18 protein-coding genes are annotated in these 17657 nt (G+C 55.3%); 11 read left to right on the forward strand and 7 right to left on the reverse strand.

The window, feature by feature from the left end; all coding sequences use genetic code 11:
* The first annotated feature begins 10 nt into the window (after positions 1 to 10).
* Positions 11 to 898 (forward strand): heme o synthase, encoded by an 888-nt coding sequence (gene cyoE / locus A8O29_RS17835; protein ID WP_125355070.1) that lies wholly within the window; start codon positions 11 to 13, stop codon positions 896 to 898.
* A gap of 147 nt (positions 899 to 1045) precedes the next feature.
* Entirely contained in the window at positions 1046 to 2410 is a 1365-nt protein-coding gene (locus tag A8O29_RS17840) for an MFS transporter (protein ID WP_125355069.1), read from the forward strand.
* 63 nt (positions 2411 to 2473) lie between these two features.
* On the opposite strand, the gene A8O29_RS17845 is transcribed toward A8O29_RS17840, so the two are convergent.
* The gene (locus A8O29_RS17845; protein ID WP_125355068.1) at positions 2474 to 2965 is read right to left on the reverse strand and encodes a YajQ family cyclic di-GMP-binding protein; all 492 of its coding nucleotides are present in this window, start codon (positions 2963 to 2965) and stop codon (positions 2474 to 2476) included.
* A gap of 144 nt (positions 2966 to 3109) precedes the next feature.
* Between A8O29_RS17845 and panE the strand changes: the two genes are divergently transcribed.
* The 5 genes from panE (at position 3110) to A8O29_RS17870 (ending at position 8163) form a co-directional block, all read left to right on the forward strand.
* Positions 3110 to 4024 (forward strand): 2-dehydropantoate 2-reductase, encoded by a 915-nt coding sequence (gene panE / locus A8O29_RS17850; protein WP_125355067.1) that lies wholly within the window; start codon positions 3110 to 3112, stop codon positions 4022 to 4024.
* Positions 3984 to 4574: a protein deglycase YajL gene (gene yajL, locus A8O29_RS17855; RefSeq protein ID WP_125355066.1), complete on the forward strand. Its 591-nt coding sequence runs from the start codon at positions 3984 to 3986 to the stop codon at positions 4572 to 4574. The genes panE and yajL overlap by 41 nt, the downstream gene beginning before the upstream one ends.
* A 259-nt stretch (positions 4575 to 4833) precedes the next feature.
* Positions 4834 to 6102, forward strand: coding sequence for a PTS sugar transporter subunit IIC (locus tag A8O29_RS17860; protein ID WP_125355065.1), 1269 nt, complete (start codon positions 4834 to 4836; stop codon positions 6100 to 6102).
* 12 nt (positions 6103 to 6114) lie between these two features.
* A complete protein-coding gene (locus A8O29_RS17865) occupies positions 6115 to 7431 on the forward strand; it encodes a 6-phospho-beta-glucosidase (RefSeq protein ID WP_174081388.1) in 1317 nt (438 codons plus the stop codon).
* 9 nt (positions 7432 to 7440) lie between these two features.
* On the forward strand, positions 7441 to 8163 hold the full coding sequence (locus A8O29_RS17870; protein ID WP_125355064.1) for a glucosamine-6-phosphate deaminase: 723 nt from the start codon (positions 7441 to 7443) through the stop codon (positions 8161 to 8163).
* Positions 8164 to 8192: 29 nt separating this feature from the next.
* Here A8O29_RS17870 and A8O29_RS17875 read toward each other — a convergent pair whose 3' ends face one another.
* The gene (locus A8O29_RS17875) at positions 8193 to 8927 is read right to left on the reverse strand and encodes a GntR family transcriptional regulator (protein ID WP_125355063.1); all 735 of its coding nucleotides are present in this window, start codon (positions 8925 to 8927) and stop codon (positions 8193 to 8195) included.
* A 172-nt stretch (positions 8928 to 9099) separates the two neighbouring features.
* On the reverse strand, positions 9100 to 10551 hold the full coding sequence (gene thiI / locus A8O29_RS17880; RefSeq protein WP_125355062.1) for a tRNA uracil 4-sulfurtransferase ThiI: 1452 nt from the start codon (positions 10549 to 10551) through the stop codon (positions 9100 to 9102).
* 199 nt (positions 10552 to 10750) lie between these two features.
* Here thiI and xseB point away from each other — a divergent pair, with 199 nt between their 5' ends.
* From xseB to A8O29_RS17900, 4 genes are read left to right on the forward strand one after another with little or no spacing between them, the layout of a single operon-like run.
* Complete coding sequence (gene xseB / locus A8O29_RS17885) at positions 10751 to 10993, forward strand: exodeoxyribonuclease VII small subunit (RefSeq protein ID WP_097161484.1); 243 nt, start codon at positions 10751 to 10753, stop codon at positions 10991 to 10993.
* A gap of 3 nt (positions 10994 to 10996) precedes the next feature.
* Positions 10997 to 11896: a (2E,6E)-farnesyl diphosphate synthase gene (ispA, locus tag A8O29_RS17890; protein WP_125355061.1), complete on the forward strand. Its 900-nt coding sequence runs from the start codon at positions 10997 to 10999 to the stop codon at positions 11894 to 11896.
* A gap of 19 nt (positions 11897 to 11915) precedes the next feature.
* A complete protein-coding gene (dxs, locus tag A8O29_RS17895; RefSeq protein WP_125355060.1) occupies positions 11916 to 13778 on the forward strand; it encodes a 1-deoxy-D-xylulose-5-phosphate synthase in 1863 nt (620 codons plus the stop codon).
* 60 nt (positions 13779 to 13838) lie between these two features.
* A complete protein-coding gene (locus tag A8O29_RS17900) occupies positions 13839 to 14813 on the forward strand; it encodes an aldo/keto reductase (protein ID WP_174081389.1) in 975 nt (324 codons plus the stop codon).
* Positions 14814 to 15201: 388 nt separating this feature from the next.
* On the opposite strand, the gene pgpA is transcribed toward A8O29_RS17900, so the two are convergent.
* From pgpA to ribH, 4 genes are all read right to left on the reverse strand, one after another.
* The gene (gene pgpA / locus A8O29_RS17905; protein WP_246316682.1) at positions 15202 to 15669 is read right to left on the reverse strand and encodes a phosphatidylglycerophosphatase A; all 468 of its coding nucleotides are present in this window, start codon (positions 15667 to 15669) and stop codon (positions 15202 to 15204) included.
* Between the two features lie 25 nt (positions 15670 to 15694).
* The gene (gene thiL, locus A8O29_RS17910; RefSeq protein ID WP_125355349.1) at positions 15695 to 16669 is read right to left on the reverse strand and encodes a thiamine-phosphate kinase; all 975 of its coding nucleotides are present in this window, start codon (positions 16667 to 16669) and stop codon (positions 15695 to 15697) included.
* Positions 16670 to 16738: 69 nt separating this feature from the next.
* Positions 16739 to 17158 carry a transcription antitermination factor NusB gene (gene nusB, locus A8O29_RS17915; protein WP_110511508.1) on the reverse strand — a complete coding sequence of 140 codons (420 nt, stop codon included), beginning with the start codon at positions 17156 to 17158 and terminating at the stop codon, positions 16739 to 16741.
* A 20-nt stretch (positions 17159 to 17178) separates the two neighbouring features.
* Positions 17179 to 17649, reverse strand: a complete 471-nt coding sequence (gene ribH / locus A8O29_RS17920) for a 6,7-dimethyl-8-ribityllumazine synthase (protein ID WP_110511509.1) — start codon at positions 17647 to 17649, stop codon at positions 17179 to 17181.
* Positions 17650 to 17657: the final 8 nt, after the last annotated feature.

Consider the following 17657-nt stretch of genomic DNA (forward strand, 5'->3'; position numbering starts at 1 on the left):
AGCGGCGAGTATGTTTAAGCAATACCTGCAAGTTACAAAACCAGGCATCATCTTCGGTAACCTGATCTCGGTCATCGGCGGCTTCCTGTTGGCTTCGAAAGGCAGCATCGATTACCCGCTGTTTGTGTATACCTTGATTGGCGTGTCGCTGGTCGTTGCATCCGGTTGTGTGTTTAACAACTACATCGACAGGGATATCGACAGGAAGATGGAACGGACCAAAAATCGGGTGCTGGTCAAAGGCCTGATTTCTCCGAACGTTTCGCTGGTGTATGCCACCTTGTTGGGTGTTGCTGGCTTTATGCTCCTGTGGTTCGGCGCTAACCCGCTGGCATGCTGGCTTGGCGTGATGGGCTTCGTGGTTTATGTGGGCGTTTACAGCCTGTATATGAAACGCCATTCCGTCTACGGCACGCTGATTGGTTCACTCTCCGGCGCAGCGCCGCCGGTGATTGGCTACTGCGCCGTCACTGGCAACTTTGACAGCGGTGCGGCTATTCTGCTGGCGATTTTCAGCCTGTGGCAGATGCCTCACTCCTACGCCATCGCGATTTTCCGCTTTAAGGATTATCAGGCGGCAAACATTCCGGTCCTGCCGGTTGTTAAGGGGATCTCCGTTGCCAAAAACCACATCACGCTCTACATCATCGCTTTTGCTGTTGCAACGCTGATGCTGACGCTCGGTGGCTACGCGGGATATAAATACCTGATTGTCGCTGCGGCGGTAAGCGTCTGGTGGCTTGGAATGGCACTGCGTGGGTACAAAGTGGCGGATGACAGAGTCTGGGCGCGCAAGCTGTTCGTCTTCTCTATTGTCGCCATCACCTCGCTGTCGGTGATGATGTCAGTCGACTTCATGGTGCCGGATTCGCATTCGGTTCTGGCTTACGTCTGGTAAGCCTACCATCGCGTTAAAAGGGTGCTTCGGCACCCTTTTTTATTCTTTAGATCAATGCGTCACGATGTAATATTTGCTAAACAACCGCTTGTTTACCCTACCCTTCCCCGGCTTTACACTAAGCGCTGCTTTTATACTGAGGTGGAAATGAACGATTTTAAGATGACGCCAGGCGAATTGCGCGCGACCTGGGGTTTAGGGACCGTATTCTCACTGCGTATGCTCGGCATGTTTATGGTTCTGCCCGTTCTGACCACGTACGGCATGGCATTACAGGGTGCCAGCGAAGCGTTGATTGGCCTCGCCATCGGAATTTATGGGCTCGCACAGGCAATATTTCAAATCCCATTTGGCTTGCTTTCAGACCGTATTGGCCGTAAACCGCTGATTGTCGGCGGACTCCTGATTTTCGTCGTCGGCAGCATGATTGCCGCGATGTCAGATTCTATCTGGGGCATCATTCTTGGCCGCGCACTGCAAGGCTCTGGTGCCATTGCCGCCGCCGTAATGGCACTGCTCTCAGACCTGACCCGCGAACAGAACCGCACCAAAGCGATGGCGTTTATTGGCGTCAGCTTTGGGGTCACTTTTGCCATCGCCATGGTGCTGGGTCCGATCGTTACCCACAAACTCGGCCTGCATGCGCTGTTCTGGATGATTTCCGGGCTGGCGACGCTCGGGATCCTGCTCACCATTTGGGTGGTGCCGAACAGCGACAACCACGTCCTCAACCGTGAATCGGGCATGGTGAAAGGCTGCTTCAGCAAAGTGCTCATGGAGCCCAAGCTGCTGAAGCTGAATTTCGGCATTATGTGCCTGCACATTCTGCTGATGTCGACATTTGTTGCCCTGCCAGGCCAGCTTGAAGCCGCGGGCTTCCCGGCTGCCGAGCACTGGAAAATCTACCTGGTCACCATGCTCGTCTCGTTCGTTTCGGTTATCCCGTTTATCATTTATGCCGAAGTGAAACGCCGCATGAAGCGCGTGTTCCTGATTTGCATCGCCCTCATTTTGATTGCCGAGATCGTGCTGTGGGGATCGGGGGCGTACTTCTGGGAACTGGTTGCCGGCGTCCAGCTGTTCTTCCTCGCCTTCAATCTGATGGAAGCCCTGCTGCCGTCGCTTATTAGCAAAGAATCCCCGGCGGGTTATAAAGGTACGGCGATGGGGATTTACTCCACCAGCCAATTCCTGGGCGTCGCGATTGGCGGCTCACTGGGAGGCTGGCTCGACGGTTTCTTTGATTCGCAAACGGTGTTCCTGATGGGCGCTCTGCTGGCAACCGTATGGCTGCTGGTCGCCATGACCATGCAGGAACCGCGTTACGTCAGCAGCCTGCGCGTGGCCATTCCGGAGGGTGTCGACGCAGATGAAAACCTGAAAACGCGTCTGTTAGCAAAAGACGGGGTGAAAGAAGTGTTGGTTGTCGCCGCCGAGCGCTCTGCATACGTCAAAATCGATAGCAAAGTGACGAACCGCTTTGAAGTAGAACAGACGATCGTTGGGGCATAAAAAAAGCGGGCATCGCCCGCTTTTGAGTTCAGAAAAACCACCTTCACGAAGGTGGTTTTTTTATTAGTCGCGGAAGTTCTTGAACTGGAACGGCTGGCCCAGATTGCCGCCACGCACCAGCGCCATAACTGCCTGCAGATCGTCACGCGCTTTCCCGGTCACGCGAATTTCTTCGCCCTGGATCTGCGTCTGCACTTTCAGCTTGCTGTCTTTAATCAGCTTAATGAGCTTCTTCTGCACCGCGCTTTCAATGCCGGTTTTCAGCTTACCTTCAACGAACCAGGTTTTACCGCTGTGTGTATATTCTTCTGGTACATCAATGGAGTTGCCTTCAATGCCACGCTTAAGCAGCTTGGCACGCAGGATATCCAGCAGCTGATTGACCTGGAAATCAGATTCGCTCAGCACCTTGATGGTCTGGTTTTTTTCGTTCAGCTCAATGCTGGCTTCTACGCCACGGAAGTCGAAGCGCGACTCCACTTCACGGGCCGCATTATCGACCGCGTTCTTGGCTTCCTGAAGATCAACTTCAGAGACAATATCGAAAGATGGCATGTTTTATTCTCCCTCTCTTTTTGTTGCGATGCATAATACCCACAAAGTCAGAGAACACAACCTGTTATCCCTGCAAGTCAGGGGGTATCGTCGGCGCTATAATAGTAACATAACGCCTGATTCCGCAGCAGGTGAGGAGGAACGATGAAGATTACCGTGCTCGGATGCGGCGCCCTTGGACAATTATGGCTGACCGCGCTGTACCGGCAAGGCCATGAGGTGCAAGGCTGGCTCCGCGTCCCCGCCCCCTGGTGCAGTGTGAATCTGCAGGAGACTGACGGGAGCGTCTTCAACGAACTGCTGACCGCCAACGATCCAGAGTTTCTCGCCAGCAGTGATTTGCTGCTCGTCACCCTGAAAGCCTGGCAGGTTTCCACCGCTGTGAAAAATCTGGCGGGCATGCTCCCAGCCACCAGCCCAGTTTTGCTGATGCATAACGGTATGGGCACGCAGGATGAACTGCGGGCGGTGAAGCAACCGCTGCTGCTGGGCATGACCACGCAGGCCGCGCGGCGCGACGGCAACCTGATTATTCACAGCGCAAAGGGCACTACCCACATTGGCCCGGCCAATGCACAAGGACTGGATTACAGCGCCCTGGCGGACACGCTGCACACCGTGCTGCCGGACGTCGCGTGGCATAACAATATTGGCAATGCGAGCTGGCGTAAGCTGGCGGTGAACTGCGTGATTAACCCGCTCACCGCACTGTACAATTGCCCGAATGGTCAGCTTCGGGACTATCCTGAAGAAGTGGCGCGCATCAGCGCAGAAGTCGCGGCGGTCATGGAGCGCGAAGGCCATCACTCGAGTGCGGAAGATTTACTGAGCTACACCTGGCAAGTCATCGACAGCACCGCCAGTAATTTTTCGTCCATGCTTCAGGACGTTCGTGCCCAGCGCCAGACTGAAATCGACTACATCAACGGCTACCTGCTAAAGCGCGCGCGTGCCCATGGCATTACCGTGCCGGAAAACACCCGCCTGTTTGAACAGATTAAACGTAAGGAGAATACGTATGAGCGCATCAGCGCTGGTTTGTCTCGCCCCTGGGAGTGAGGAAATGGAAGCCGTGACCACCATCGACCTGCTGGTACGCGGCGGAATCAAGGTCACCACCGCAAGCGTTGCCAGTGACGGCGAGCTGGCTATCACCTGTTCACGCGGTGTAAAACTGTTGGCCGATGCGCCCTTGGCCCAGGTGGCTGACGGCGACTTCGACATCATCATTCTGCCTGGCGGCTTAAAAGGTGCCGAATATTTTCGCGACAGCACCATTCTGGTGGAGACGGTTAAGCAGTTTCACCGCTCAGGCCGAATCGTGGCCGCCATTTGTGCCGCGGCGGGCACGGTTTTGGTTCCGCACGAGATCTTCCCGGTCGGCAACATGGCCGGTTTCCCAGGACTGAAAGACACCATTCCGGCCGATCAATGGCAGGATAAACGCGTAGTCTGGGATCCGCGTGTGAGCCTGCTCACCAGCCAGGCGCCGGGCACCAGCATCGACTTCGGCCTGAAAATCATTGATCTGCTGGTCGGCCGTGAAAAAGCCTATGAAGTGGCTTCCCAACTGGTGTTACCGGCGGGCATTTATAATTTCTACGAGTAACGTCTCAGCGAATTAATCGTCGCCACGCCCGTGGCGGCGCTCACACTTCCAGCATTAAATTCCTCCATTCTGTTCAGCGCTTTCATCAACTAGCCCTTATTTTTCAATTCATTAAACGAAAAGCACGCCATTTCCGCTGCCTTGACACGCCAAATATTCCGTGGAAAACTCAACTTCAACTGGACTATACCAGTTTAAAAAACACCTCCTGACACGCCCCCGGCAGGAGGCATAAAAACCTCATTAAGAGGAGTCGCCCGTGATTACGTTTATTGAGAGCAAGGTCATCCCTGTCCTTATCCGGATTGGTGAAAACAAAATTCTGGTGGCGGTCCGTAACGGGATCGCTCTGACGCTGCCGTTCACCATCACTGGCAGTCTTTTCTTAATCATTGCCAATTTACCGATCCCCGGCTGGAGCGAATGGTTAGGCCCGTGGGCTGACAAAATCAGCGCGCCGGTTGCCGTAACCTTCGGCGCAATCGGCCTGATTTCCGCCGTGGGGATCAGCTACAACCTCGCGAAGGAATATAAGCTGAATGCGATTACCTGCAGCGCGGTCACACTGGTGGTGTTCCTGCTGGCACAGCTCAACGATAAATATCAGTTGAACGTCGACAACCTCGGGGCGGCGGGCCTGTTCTCCGCCATTATTCTGGCGGTGCTGACGGTGCATATCATTCGCTGGTTTATTGGCCGCGAAATTGTCATCAAGCTGCCGGAGGGCGTTCCACCCGCCGTGGCCCAATCTTTTGCCAGCCTGATTCCGGCTGCGGTCGCCATCACGCTGGTGTGGTTTGTCCGGGTAATGCTCGGCTTTGATATCAATGAATTTTTCACCCAAATCCTCAGCCCGCTGGTCAGCGGTCTCGGCTCGCTGCCGGGCATGCTGGTGCTGATTTTCCTGATTTCGCTGCTGTGGTGCTGCGGCATTCACGGTGACAACGTGCTGTCCGGCATCACCAGCCCGATATTCCTGAAATACATCGCCGAAAACACCCAGGCGTATTTAAACCACCAGCCCATTCCACATATCACCGCCGACGGCTTTTACATCGTGTTTATGTGTATCGGCGGCACGGGCGCCACGCTCGGTCTGGTGCTGGCGATGCTGCGCTCCCGCAGCAAACTGTATAAATCGGTAGGCAAACTGTCGCTGCCTTCGGCGGTGTTCTGTATCAACGAACCGGTCATTTTCGGTTGCCCGATTGTCTTTAACCCGCTGCTGATGATCCCGTTCACCCTGACGCCGATGCTGCTGTGTATCTCCACCTACAGTCTGATGTACTTCGACATCATCGGCCGCCCGGTACTGCAAATCCCGTGGACCATGCCACCTATTCTCGCGGCCTGGTTCGTCACCGGCGGCAATATTCCGGCGGTTATATGGTCCGTCTGTACCGTGGTCATTTCCGTCGCCATCTACTTCCCGTTCTTCAAACTGCTCGAACGTCAACAGCTGACAAAAGAGCGTCATGAAGAACAACGCGCAAGCGAATCCGTATTGAACACTGACTCCGCATTGTAAAAAGGATATCTGATGAAAAAGCTCAAAATTGTCACCATCGGCGGTGGCTCAAGCTATACCCCGGAACTGATCGACGGCTTTATCAAACGTTACGATGAACTGCCGGTCACCGATTACTATCTGCTGGACATCGAAGAAGGCAAAGAGAAGCTGGAGATTGTCGGCAAGCTGGCGCAGCGCATGGTGAAAGAAGCCGGGGTTCCGATGAATATTCATCTGTCCCTCGACCGCGCCGAAGCGCTGAAAGACGCCGATTTCGTCACCACCCAGCTACGCGTCGGTTTTCTCGATGCGCGCATCAACGATGAAAAAATCCCGTTGAAATACGGCGTGCTGGGCCAGGAAACCACTGGCCCTGGCGGGTTTATGAAAGCCCAGCGTACGATCCCGGTGCTGCTGGATATCTGCCGGGACATGGAAAAATATTGCCCTGACGCGTGGCTGATTAACTTCACCAACCCGGCCGGGATCGTCACCGAAGCCATCACCCGCCATTCCAACATCAAGAGCATCGGGATTTGCAGCGGCGCCAACAGCATGCTGATGGATATCGCCAAAGCCTATGAGGTGGAAAAGAAGGACGTTTACGCTCGCATCATGGGCCTGAATCACCTGATTTTCGCCGACCAGATTTTCATTAAAGGCGAAGATCATACCGATGATTTTATGGCAAAACTGGCCCAGGGCAGCGCCAGCAACTCGCTGAAAAACATCCCGGATATCGGCTTCTCCTCGCGCTTTGCCAAAGCGTTACACATGTATCCGATTTCCTATCTGAAATACTTCTTCCTGACCCGCGAAATGGTCGAAGCGGCACAGAGTGATGCCAGCACCAAAGGCACCCGCGGCGAGCAAACCCGTGAGATTGAGCATCGCCTGTTTGAGCTTTATCAAGATGAGCACCTTTCCCATAAACCGAAAGAGCTGGAGAAACGCGGCGGCGCCTGGTATTCGGATACTGCCTGCTCGATTATCAGTTCGATTTATAACGACAAAAAAGAGATCCACGTGGTGAACACCGTCAACAACGGCGCGACACCGGATCTGCCGGATCACGTGACGCTGGAAACCAACGCAGTTATCGATCGTAACGGTGCACACCCACTGGCGTACGGCCGCTTACCGGTCAAAATTCGCGGTCTGATCCAGAGCATGAAAGCCTATGAAGAGCTGACCGTCGAAGCCGCGATCACCGGCGATTACAGCACCGCACTGATGGCGCTGACCATTAACCCGCTGGTGCCGTCGGCAACGCTTGCCGAGAAAATTCTCGATGAGTATCTGGAAGTGAATCAGCGTTATTTACCGCAATATCACTCTAAAAGCTAAGGAGCAGCAATGAAAACGCTTATTTCCCCGGACTATCCGCAACTGTGTCAGGCGGTCGCGCGAAACGTGATTCACTGCGTGAATGCCAAACCCGACGCGCTTATCTGTATCGCGGGCGGTGACACGCCGCTGGGTGTCTTTGCGGCCCTGGTCGACGCGCAGAATCAGGGCCAGGTAGACTTTTCCCGCACCCAGTTTCTCGGGCTGGATGAATGGCTCGGTCTTGGCCAGTCAGACAAAGGTAGCTGTCGCGAAATGGTCTGGCATCATTTCTTCGACAAACTGACGCTGCGTGAGGAGCAAATCTGCTTTTTCGATGGTCTCACCGCTAACCCGCAGGCAGAGTGCCAGCGCGTCGATGGTTACATTGAGCAGCATGGGCCCATTGACTGCATCGTGCTCGGCATCGGCATGAATGGACACATTGGCTTTAACGAGCCGGGCGCGTCGCTGGACAACACTTGCCACGTAATTGATTTGGATGAGGTTACGCAGGCGGTGTCGGTGAAGTATTTCGATACGCCACGGGAGGTAAAACAGGGGATTTCTCTGGGGCTGAAAACCATTCTGGCGGCCAAAAATATCGTGCTGATGGCGAGCGGTGAGAAGAAAGCGGCCATTGTGGCGCAGACCGTGAATCACCCGGCGAGTCGCGATATTCCGTCGACGCTGGTAAAAACGGTGCCACAGGCGAGTTTGTATGTTGATAACGCGGCAGCCCGCGCGCTGTAGTACGCATCTGGCAGGCGCACTGGCGCCTGCTAGCGTTCGATGCGCAGGTTTTTGACCCGGAAGATATCGGCGCGGTTATAGCTGATGGAGTAGTTAAACGCCGTTTTGTCGGCAAGACGCGTCACTTCAGTAATTTTCAGCATCGGCTGGCCGCTGGCAATATTGAGCAGCGGTGCCAGTTCATCGTCAAACAGGGCGGCTTCGATAATGGAGTCAGCGTCTTTGATTTTCTTCCCGGTGTACCCTTCGATATAGCCATACAGCGAGCCGTCCTTGAGGATCTCCTCAGGAATGGTGTCGATGATGCTTTGCGGGATATTACTGTCTTCCACCAGCACTGGATTGCCATCGAGCAGGCGGATTCGACGGATAAACCAGATATTTTCGCCGGGAGAGATTTCGAGATGCTGCGCCAGAGTGGCATCAGCCTGAATGACGTTGAACGCTAACAGCTGGCTGCTGACCTTCACGCGTCCCTGAAATTCACGGGAAAAGCCGAGGATGCTGTCGCTGGTTTCGTTATTCAAAAGGTAGACGTTGGTGGCGCTGTTTTTCAGCACGAACATCCCTTTGCCGTGAATGCGCTCGATAAACCCTTCCTGAACCAGGTTATCCATCGCTTTCTGCACCGTTACGCGGGTCACGCCGTAGAGGCCTGCCAGTTCGCGCTCGGAGGGAATGCTTTCTCCTTTTTTATAAAGTTGATTGAGGATGTCGCCCTTAATGCGTTCCTTAATCTCAATATACTTGTGCACCTTTTGCATGCTGACCTCAGACAAATGCCGGGTGGCGCGATGCTTACCCGGCCTACATTTCCACTGGGAATAGTGCGGTTTGATGCCGCAAACCGTGCGTGCTGATGCCCTCACCCCGGCCCTCTCCCACGGGGAGAGGGTGCAAACATTAAAGGCCTTCTCGCTGAGAAGGCCTTGCTGTTTATTCCGGGCGGTAAACCTTCACATTCGCAAAGCCCTGCTCGCGCAGATACAGCGCCTGCAGACGGCTCATCACGCCGCGATCGCACCACAGCAAATACGTTCTGCTCTGGTCGAGGTCACCAAACTGGGTGCTGAGTTTGTAGAACGGCAGCGACCCCACTTCCACGCCTTCAAGCTTCAGCGGTTTGTCGTCCTGCTCGTCGATAGAACGAATATCGAGCACCACGTCGGTGGCGGCAAACTCAGTGACGGTTTCAACTTCAACCACTTCCTGCTGAGTCTGCTGCGCAATCTCGCGAATATCGACGTTGTTGGCTTCCGCCACCACTTTGTCGAGGATCGCGAAATCGAAGTTCTGCTCTTCCGCTTCGATTTTTGCCTTCACCGCTTTCACGGTCGGACTCTTCGAAATCACGCCGCAGTATTCCGGCATGGTACGGGCAAAATCTTCAGTGCCGATTTCACGCGCCAGATCGATGATGTGTTCTTTGTCGTGAGAAATCAGCGGACGCAAAATCAAGGTATCGGACACGTTGTCGATCAGACGCAGGTTGGTCAGGGTCTGGCTGGAGACCTGGCCCAGCGCTTCGCCGGTGACTAGCGCCTGCACGCCGTAGCGTTCAGCAACCTGAGACGCAGCACGCATCATCATACGTTTAAGCACCACGCCCATCTGGCCGTCGTCGACTTTTTCGAGGATTTCGCCAACCACAGGTTCGAAGTTGATCGCCACGAAACGCACGCGGTGTGAACTGCCGAAGCGGTTCCACAGATAATGCGCTACCTGACGTACGCCGATTTCATGCGCCGCGCCGCCCAGGTTGAAGAAGCAGTAGTGCACGCGACAGCCGCGACGGATCAGCATATAGCTGGACACGCCGGAGTCGAAGCCGCCGGAAATCAGCGACAGCACGTCTTCCTGGGTACCAATCGGGAAACCACCGATACCTTCGTAGCGGCCTTTAACCAGCAGCAGACGGTCGTTATCAATTTCCAGATTCACCGTGACATCCGGTTTGGTCAGCTTCACGCGCGCGGTTTCGATGTGCTGATTCAGCCCGCCGCCCACGTAACGCTCTACCTCAATAGAGGTAAAGTCATGCTTACCGCGACGCTTCACGCGCACGCAGAAAGACTTCCCTTCCAGCGTTTCGCGCCACAGCGGCAATGTCTGCTCGAAGATATCGTGCAGTGAAGTGAAAGGCACATCTTCCACTTCCAGAATATGGTGGATGCCGGGAATACGGGTCAGCGCATCGCGAATAATCGGACGCTGATCTTCGTCTTTGGCGCGAACTTCGATGTGATCCCAATGACGAACAACGGCAAGGGTCTCGTCGTACTGCTTGAGCACGTTACGGATATTCCCGGTCAGAATTTTTATAAAGCGCAACCGCACAGATTGGCTTTTGATGGTGATTTCCGGGAACAATTTAATGATAAACTTCATGGCGGCAATGGTTCGTTGGCAAACCCGATTGGGTTTGTGGACAAAAAATACAGCAGCCATGACATCCCGGCTGCATCCAGGCGCGGAAGTATACCACCATCGCGGTCAACCTGCGCGTTACCATTATGCGTTATTTCATATGCCCGAGGACTTCGCTACCATAGGCGGGTCGCGACACAACAAGAGTCAAACATTCACTATGCCAAAGAAAAATGAAGCGCCAGCCACGTTTGAAAGCGCACTGACTGAACTTGAGCAGATTGTTTCCCGTCTCGAAAACGGTGACTTACCGCTGGAAGACGCCCTGAATGAGTTCGAGCGCGGCGTTCAGCTGGCGCGTCAGGGTCAGGTGAAGCTGCAACAGGCGGAGCAGCGGGTACAAATCCTGCTCGCCGATAACGAAGAAGCCCCGCTGACCCCATTCACGCCGGACGCTGAGTAAACAATGGATTTCTCGCAACAGTTACAGGCCTGCGTCGAGCGGGCCAATGACGCGCTGCGTCAGTTTATTGCCCCGCAGCCCTTTCAGAACACTCCGCTGGTGGAAGCCATGCATTATGGTGCACTCTTAGGGGGTAAACGCCTGCGCCCATTCCTGGTGTACGCCACCGGCGGCATGTTCAACGTGAGTCTTTCCACGCTGGACGCTCCCGCAGCGGCGGTGGAATGCATTCATGCCTATTCGTTGATCCACGACGATCTGCCGGCGATGGACGATGACGATCTGCGTCGCGGCCAGCCGACCTGCCACATTAAATACGGTGAAGCCAATGCCATTCTGGCGGGCGACGCCTTACAAACGCTGGCGTTTTCTATACTCAGTGATGCACCGATGCCGGAAGTGTCAGACCGTTTCCGTCTGGCGATGGTGTCAGAGCTGGCTCAGGCCAGCGGCGTGGCGGGGATGTGTGGCGGTCAGGCGCTTGATCTGGACGCAGAAGGTAAGCAGGTTGATTTAGATGCCCTCGAGCGCATTCATCGCCACAAAACCGGCGCGCTGATTCGCTCTGCCGTTCGCCTGGGAGCGCTGAGCGCCGGTGAACAGGGCAAAGCGGCCCTGCCGGTACTGGATAAATACGCCGAAAGCATCGGCCTCGCGTTCCAGGTGCAAGATGACATTCTGGATGTGGTAGGGGATACTGCGACCCTTGGTAAACGCCAGGGCGCTGACCAACAGCTTGGTAAAAGCACCTACCCTGCCCTAATGGGTCTTGAACAAGCCCAACAAAAAGCCCGTGATCTCATTGAAGAGGCCCGCCAGTCATTAACGGTACTGGCCGCGCAGTCTCTGGACACCACGGCACTGGAAGCGCTAGCGAATTACATTATTCAGCGCGATAAATAAAACATCTTGTGAGCTTCTGATGAGTTTTGATATAGCCAAATACCCGACGCTGGCACTGGTGGAGTCCACTCAGGAATTGCGTCTGTTGCCAAAAGAGAGCCTGCCGAAGCTCTGCGACGAATTGCGTCGCTACTTGCTCGACAGCGTGAGCCGCTCCAGCGGACACTTTGCCTCCGGGCTTGGCACGGTGGAACTCACCGTGGCGCTGCATTACGTCTATAACACCCCGTTCGATCAGCTGATCTGGGACGTGGGCCATCAGGCTTACCCACACAAAATTTTGACCGGCCGTCGCGATCGCATTGGCACCATTCGCCAGAAAGGTGGCCTGCATCCGTTCCCATGGCGCGGTGAAAGCGAGTATGACGTGCTGAGCGTCGGGCACTCGTCGACCTCTATTTCCGCCGGGATCGGCATCGCCGTCGCCGCAGAAAAAGAAGCCAAACAGCGCCGTACCGTGTGCGTCATTGGCGACGGGGCAATCACCGCCGGGATGGCATTTGAAGCGATGAACCATGCGGGCGATATCAAGCCGGATATGCTGGTTATCCTCAACGACAACGAAATGTCGATTTCCGAGAACGTCGGCGCGCTGAATAACCATTTGGCGCAACTGCTGTCCGGTAAGCTCTATTCGTCGCTGCGTGAAGGCGGCAAGAAAGTCTTCTCCGGCGTCCCGCCGATTAAAGAGCTGCTCAAACGCACCGAAGAGCACATCAAAGGCATGGTGGTTCCGGGCACGCTGTTTGAAGAGCTCGGCTTTAACTATATCGGCCCGGTAGACGGACACGACGTGTTAGGGCTGGTGAGCACGCTGAAGAACATGCGCGACCTGAAAGGCCCGCAGTTCCTGCACATCATGACCAAAAAAGGTCGTGGTTATGAGCCAGCAGAGAAAGATCCTATCACCTTCCATGCGGTGCCAAAATTCGACCATACCAGCGGCGTGCTGCCGAAAAGCAGCGGCGGCCTGCCGGGTTACTCGAAAATTTTCGGCGACTGGCTGTGCGAAACCGCGGCGAAAGACAACAAATTGATGGCGGTCACTCCGGCAATGCGTGAAGGCTCCGGGATGGTCGCATTCTCTAAAAAATACCCTGACCAGTATTTTGACGTGGCGATTGCCGAGCAGCACGCGGTGACGTTTGCAGCCGGTCTGGCGATTGGCGGTTATAAGCCAGTAGTGGCGATTTATTCGACCTTCCTGCAACGCGCCTATGACCAGGTTATCCACGACGTCGCCATCCAGAAACTGCCGGTGCTGTTCGCCATTGACCGTGCGGGCATCGTTGGCGCTGATGGTCAAACCCATCAGGGCGCGTTCGACCTCTCCTATCTGCGCTGCGTACCGGAAATGGTCATCATGACGCCGAGTGACGAAAACGAATGCCGCCAGATGTTGTTTACCGGTTATCACTACAACGATGGCCCAAGCGCAGTGCGCTATCCACGCGGTAGCGGCACCGGCGTCGAACTGGCGCCGCTGGAAAAACTGCCGCTCGGTAAAGGGGTGGTCAAACGCCAGGGCGAGAAAATTGCGATTCTCAACTTTGGTACGCTGCTGGCGGATGCCGCGGTGGTGGCTGAAAATATCAATGCCACGCTGGTCGATATGCGCTTTGTGAAACCGCTGGATGAGAAGCTGATTCTGGAGATGGCTGCCCGTCATGAAGTGCTGGTCACGCTGGAAGAAAACGCCATCATGGGCGGCGCGGGCAGCGGCGTCAATGAAGTGCTGATGGCGCACCGCAAACCGGTGCCGGTTCTGAATATTGGCCTGCCGGATGTCTTTATCCCGCAGGGAACACAGGAAGAAGCGCGGGCGGATATCGGCCTCGACGCTGCCGGAATCGAAGCAAAAATCACGGCCTGGCTGGCCTGATCCTTCCCCCCTTTCCGCTCCTGCTATGCTTAACATTATGTTCATCGCAGGAGTGGAAGCATGCAATACAATAAATTGGGAACAACCGACCTCAACGTCTCCCGACTGTGCCTTGGCTGTATGACTTTTGGCGAACCTGACCGTGGGAATCACGCCTGGACGCTGCCGGAAGAAAGCAGCCGCCCCATCATCAAACACGCCCTCGAAGGCGGAATTAACTTCTTTGATACCGCCAACAGCTACTCCGACGGCAGCAGCGAAGAGATCGTCGGCCGTGCGCTGCGCGATTTCGCCCGTCGGGATGAGATCGTGGTCGCCACTAAGGTTTACTATCCATCAGGTGATTTACCGCAGGGGCTTTCGCGGGCGCAAATCCTACGCTCTATCGACGACAGCCTGACGCGTTTGGGGATGGACTACGTCGACCTGCTGCAAATCCACCGCTGGGATTACGACACACCGATTGAAGAGACGCTGGAAGCGCTGAACGACGTAGTGAAAGCCGGGAAAGCGCGATACATCGGCGCATCCTCGATGCATGCCTCACAGTTTGCGCAGGCTCTGGACTTACAGAAACAGCACGGCTGGGCGCGGTTCGTCACCATGCAGGATCACTACAATCTGATTTATCGCGAAGAAGAGCGTGAGATGCTGCCGCTGTGCTATCAGGAAGGCGTGGCAGTTATCCCGTGGAGCCCGCTGGCGCGCGGTCGTCTGACCCGTCCGTGGGGTGAAACCACCGCTCGCGTGGTGTCTGATGAAGTCGGTAAAACGCTCTACAGCACCACCGACGAAAATGATGCGCAGATTGCCGAGCGGCTGGCGAATATCGCCGAAGAGCTGGATGTGACGCGTGCGCAGGTGGCGCTGGCGTGGCTGCTAAGCAAACCTGGCGTGGCGGCACCGATTATCGGTACATCGCGGGAAGAACAGCTCGAGGAATTGCTGAATGCGGTGGATATTACGCTGAAGCCGGAGCAGATTGCCGAACTGGAAACGCCGTATCAACCCCATCCAGTGGTGGGATTTAAATAATACAAAGGCATAATTCCTTCGGTGTTGTTGTACCTGATGCCCTCACCCCGGCCCTCTCCCACAGGGAGAGAGAGAAAATCTGTCCCAAACCCATGCAGGCACCGGTTGTGTCCCCGCTTGAAATCGCCGGGCTGCAAGCCAGATGACAAGGTCAGACCGCCAGGGATGGCGGGCTGAGGCGAAACGAGACAGGAAGTCGAGTCGAGCCGACCGCAGGCAGATGGCTGGAAGACCGGGCAGTGTGAAGCACCGATTTCTTTTGCGGGGCCACGGGGATTGATAAGGGGAACGTGGTGTTCCCCTTATCCCGTTCACGTTCTGTACGGTTTACGGAACCTGCTGAACTTCTGGTGAACGGAACAGTTCCACCATACACACCATCACCGAATCAAATAATCCCAATCGGCCAGTGATGCCCAATCACATACAACAGCCCCGCGGAAATCACCCCGGCGACAATATCGTCGACCATAATTCCCATCCCGCCGTGAACGTTGCGATCGAACCAGCGGATCGGCCACGGCTTCCAGATATCGAAAATACGGAAGATGATAAATCCAGCGGCGACCCACTGCCAGTCGTTGGTGGGGATTGCCATCAGCGTAATCCACATCCCGACAAACTCATCCCAGACGATGCTGCCGTGGTCATGCACGCCCATGTCTTTCGCCGTACGATGACAAATGTATACGCCGATACAGATACTCAGCATTACCGTCAGCGAATAGAGCTGCCACGGCAGGAAGGTCATCAGATACCAGACAGGAATGGCCACAATCGAGCCCGCCGTGCCGGGCATTATCGGGCTGAGGCCGCTGCCAAAACCGGTCGCCAGCAGATGCCACGGGTTGAGCATGCTCAGTCGGTTTTTTGCTACGTCTTTACTGCGCAAAATGGTCGTACCCCTTCCAGTCGAGCGTTACCGGTTTGCCGTCACGCTGAAAATGCAGCCCTTCAATGTCGGCGCTGACCTGGCCAATGCAGGTGAAGCCCATGCCGAAATTGCCTAAAGCAACATCCAGCGCCCCGCGATTGAGTTCCGGCACGGTAAAGCACAGTTCGTAGTCTTCACCGCCGGAAAGCGCCCAACGCAGCGCCTGTTCCGGCTCTACGTGGCGTTTCATCACGTCAGAATACGGCAGCAGATCGAGATCGACCCGCGCGCCATAACCGCTGGCGTTAAGAATATGCCCGAGATCGGAAATCAGCCCGTCGGAAAGATCGATAGCCGAATGCGCCAGATTACGCAGCGCCTGGCCGGTCAGAATGCGCGGGGTCGGGTTCAGATGACGCTTAACCAGATAGTCCGCGTCCTCTTTGTTATCGACCTGTAGACGGTCCTGCAAAATCGCCAGCCCGGCTGCGCTATCGCCCGGCGTGCCGGTGACGTAAATCCAGTCACCCGGTTTTGCGCCAGCGCGCTTCAACGCCCGGCCTTCCGGCACTAAACCGTGAATACCCAGCGTCATCGACAGCGGCCCTTTAGTGGTGTCGCCGCCAATCAGCTGCATATCGTAATAATTGAGTTGTTCAAACAGGCTGTCGCTGAATGCTTCGAGCCAGGTTTCATCCACCGACGGCAGCGTTAATGCCAGCGTCAACCACGCAGGATCTGCGCCCATCGCCGCAAGATCGCTCAGATTCACCGCCAGTGCTTTGCGGGCCAAGTCGGCAGGATTGATATCAGGAAGGAAATGAATGCCCGACACTAAAGTGTCAGTACTGATCGCGAGAGTTTGTTTTTCAGGAATATTGAGCAGTGCGCAGTCGTCACCGATTCCGGTTTCAACATCAAGACGGGAACTTCTTACACGATCAAAATAACGGGCAATAAGGGAGAATTCGCCACATGCCATACGTTATGCCTCGGCAGAGAAAAGAGAAGGCCGAAGAGAACGGTGAAACCGCTTTCTTCGGCCTGCAGATTACTTTTTGCGGGGACGGATTGCCGGAGCTGCTTTATCCAGCACGCCGTTAACGAACTTATGGCTGTCTTCGGCACCGAAGGTTTTTGCCAGTTCGATAGCTTCGTTGATGGCCACTTTGTACGGCACATCATCACGTTTAGCCAGCTCAAACAGCGCGATGCGCAGCACGGCTTTCTCTACCTGACCCAGTTCTTCCAGCAGACGGGACAGATACGGTTTCATCAGGCCGTCGAGATACGCGCTGTTGGTCGCCACTCCGGTCAGCAGTTCACGGAAGTACACGACGTCGACGTCTTTCACGTCCTGTTCCGCCAGGAACTGGTATTCAACATCAGAGATGTCGTTTTTAGACAACTGCCAGGAGTAAAGCGCCTGGACAGCACACTCACGGGCGCGGCGACGAGCAGCAGGTTTCACGGATTTCCCCTTACAAAAAATCAGGCCTTGATGGCTTTCAATACATTGATCATTTCAAGCGCGGTCAGTGCAGCTTCTGCACCTTTGTTACCGGCCTTGGTGCCAGCACGTTCGATGGCTTGTTCGATGCTTTCGGTGGTCAGAACCCCAAAAGCGACCGGGATTTCGCTGTCGTGCGCAACCTGCGCCAGACCATTGCTTGCTCCACCGGCCACGTATTCAAAGTGAGCAGTACCGCCACGGATAACGGTGCCGAGCGCCACAACCGCGTCGTATTTACCGGTTTTCGCCAGAGCGGCAGCTGCCAGAGGCAGTTCGTACGCACCTGGAACCCAAACCACGGTAATATTTTCATCTTTCATCTGACCGATACGCTTCATAGCGTCAATCGCGCCTTCCAGCAGGCTGTCATTGATGAAGTTGTTGAAACGCGCGATGGTGATGGCGACGCGAGCGTCCGGGGCAGCAACGTTAGCTTCGATAATGTTCATACTTTTCC

It is taken from the genome of Scandinavium goeteborgense (genome assembly GCF_003935895.2).
In the GTDB taxonomy this organism is placed as follows: Bacteria; Pseudomonadota; Gammaproteobacteria; order Enterobacterales; family Enterobacteriaceae; genus Scandinavium; species Scandinavium goeteborgense.

Bases quoted from the DNA above. Each gene is read 5' to 3' on its own strand.
- cyoE (WP_125355070.1), top strand. From the start codon at position 11: ATGTTTAAGCAATACCTGCAAGTTACAAAACCAGGCATCATCTTCGGT.
- A8O29_RS17840 (WP_125355069.1), top strand. From the start codon at position 1,046: ATGAACGATTTTAAGATGACGCCAGGCGAATTGCGCGCGACCTGGGGT.
- A8O29_RS17845 (WP_125355068.1), bottom strand. From the start codon at position 2,965: ATGCCATCTTTCGATATTGTCTCTGAAGTTGATCTTCAGGAAGCCAAG.
- panE (WP_125355067.1), top strand. From the start codon at position 3,110: ATGAAGATTACCGTGCTCGGATGCGGCGCCCTTGGACAATTATGGCTG.
- yajL (WP_125355066.1), top strand. From the start codon at position 3,984: ATGAGCGCATCAGCGCTGGTTTGTCTCGCCCCTGGGAGTGAGGAAATG.
- A8O29_RS17865 (WP_174081388.1), top strand. From the start codon at position 6,115: ATGAAAAAGCTCAAAATTGTCACCATCGGCGGTGGCTCAAGCTATACC.
- A8O29_RS17870 (WP_125355064.1), top strand. From the start codon at position 7,441: ATGAAAACGCTTATTTCCCCGGACTATCCGCAACTGTGTCAGGCGGTC.
- A8O29_RS17875 (WP_125355063.1), bottom strand. From the start codon at position 8,927: ATGCAAAAGGTGCACAAGTATATTGAGATTAAGGAACGCATTAAGGGC.
- thiI (WP_125355062.1), bottom strand. From the start codon at position 10,551: ATGAAGTTTATCATTAAATTGTTCCCGGAAATCACCATCAAAAGCCAA.
- xseB (WP_097161484.1), top strand. From the start codon at position 10,751: ATGCCAAAGAAAAATGAAGCGCCAGCCACGTTTGAAAGCGCACTGACT.
- ispA (WP_125355061.1), top strand. From the start codon at position 10,997: ATGGATTTCTCGCAACAGTTACAGGCCTGCGTCGAGCGGGCCAATGAC.
- dxs (WP_125355060.1), top strand. From the start codon at position 11,916: ATGAGTTTTGATATAGCCAAATACCCGACGCTGGCACTGGTGGAGTCC.
- A8O29_RS17900 (WP_174081389.1), top strand. From the start codon at position 13,839: ATGCAATACAATAAATTGGGAACAACCGACCTCAACGTCTCCCGACTG.
- pgpA (WP_246316682.1), bottom strand. From the start codon at position 15,669: ATGCTCAACCCGTGGCATCTGCTGGCGACCGGTTTTGGCAGCGGCCTC.
- thiL (WP_125355349.1), bottom strand. From the start codon at position 16,669: ATGGCATGTGGCGAATTCTCCCTTATTGCCCGTTATTTTGATCGTGTA.
- ribH (WP_110511509.1), bottom strand. From the start codon at position 17,649: ATGAACATTATCGAAGCTAACGTTGCTGCCCCGGACGCTCGCGTCGCC.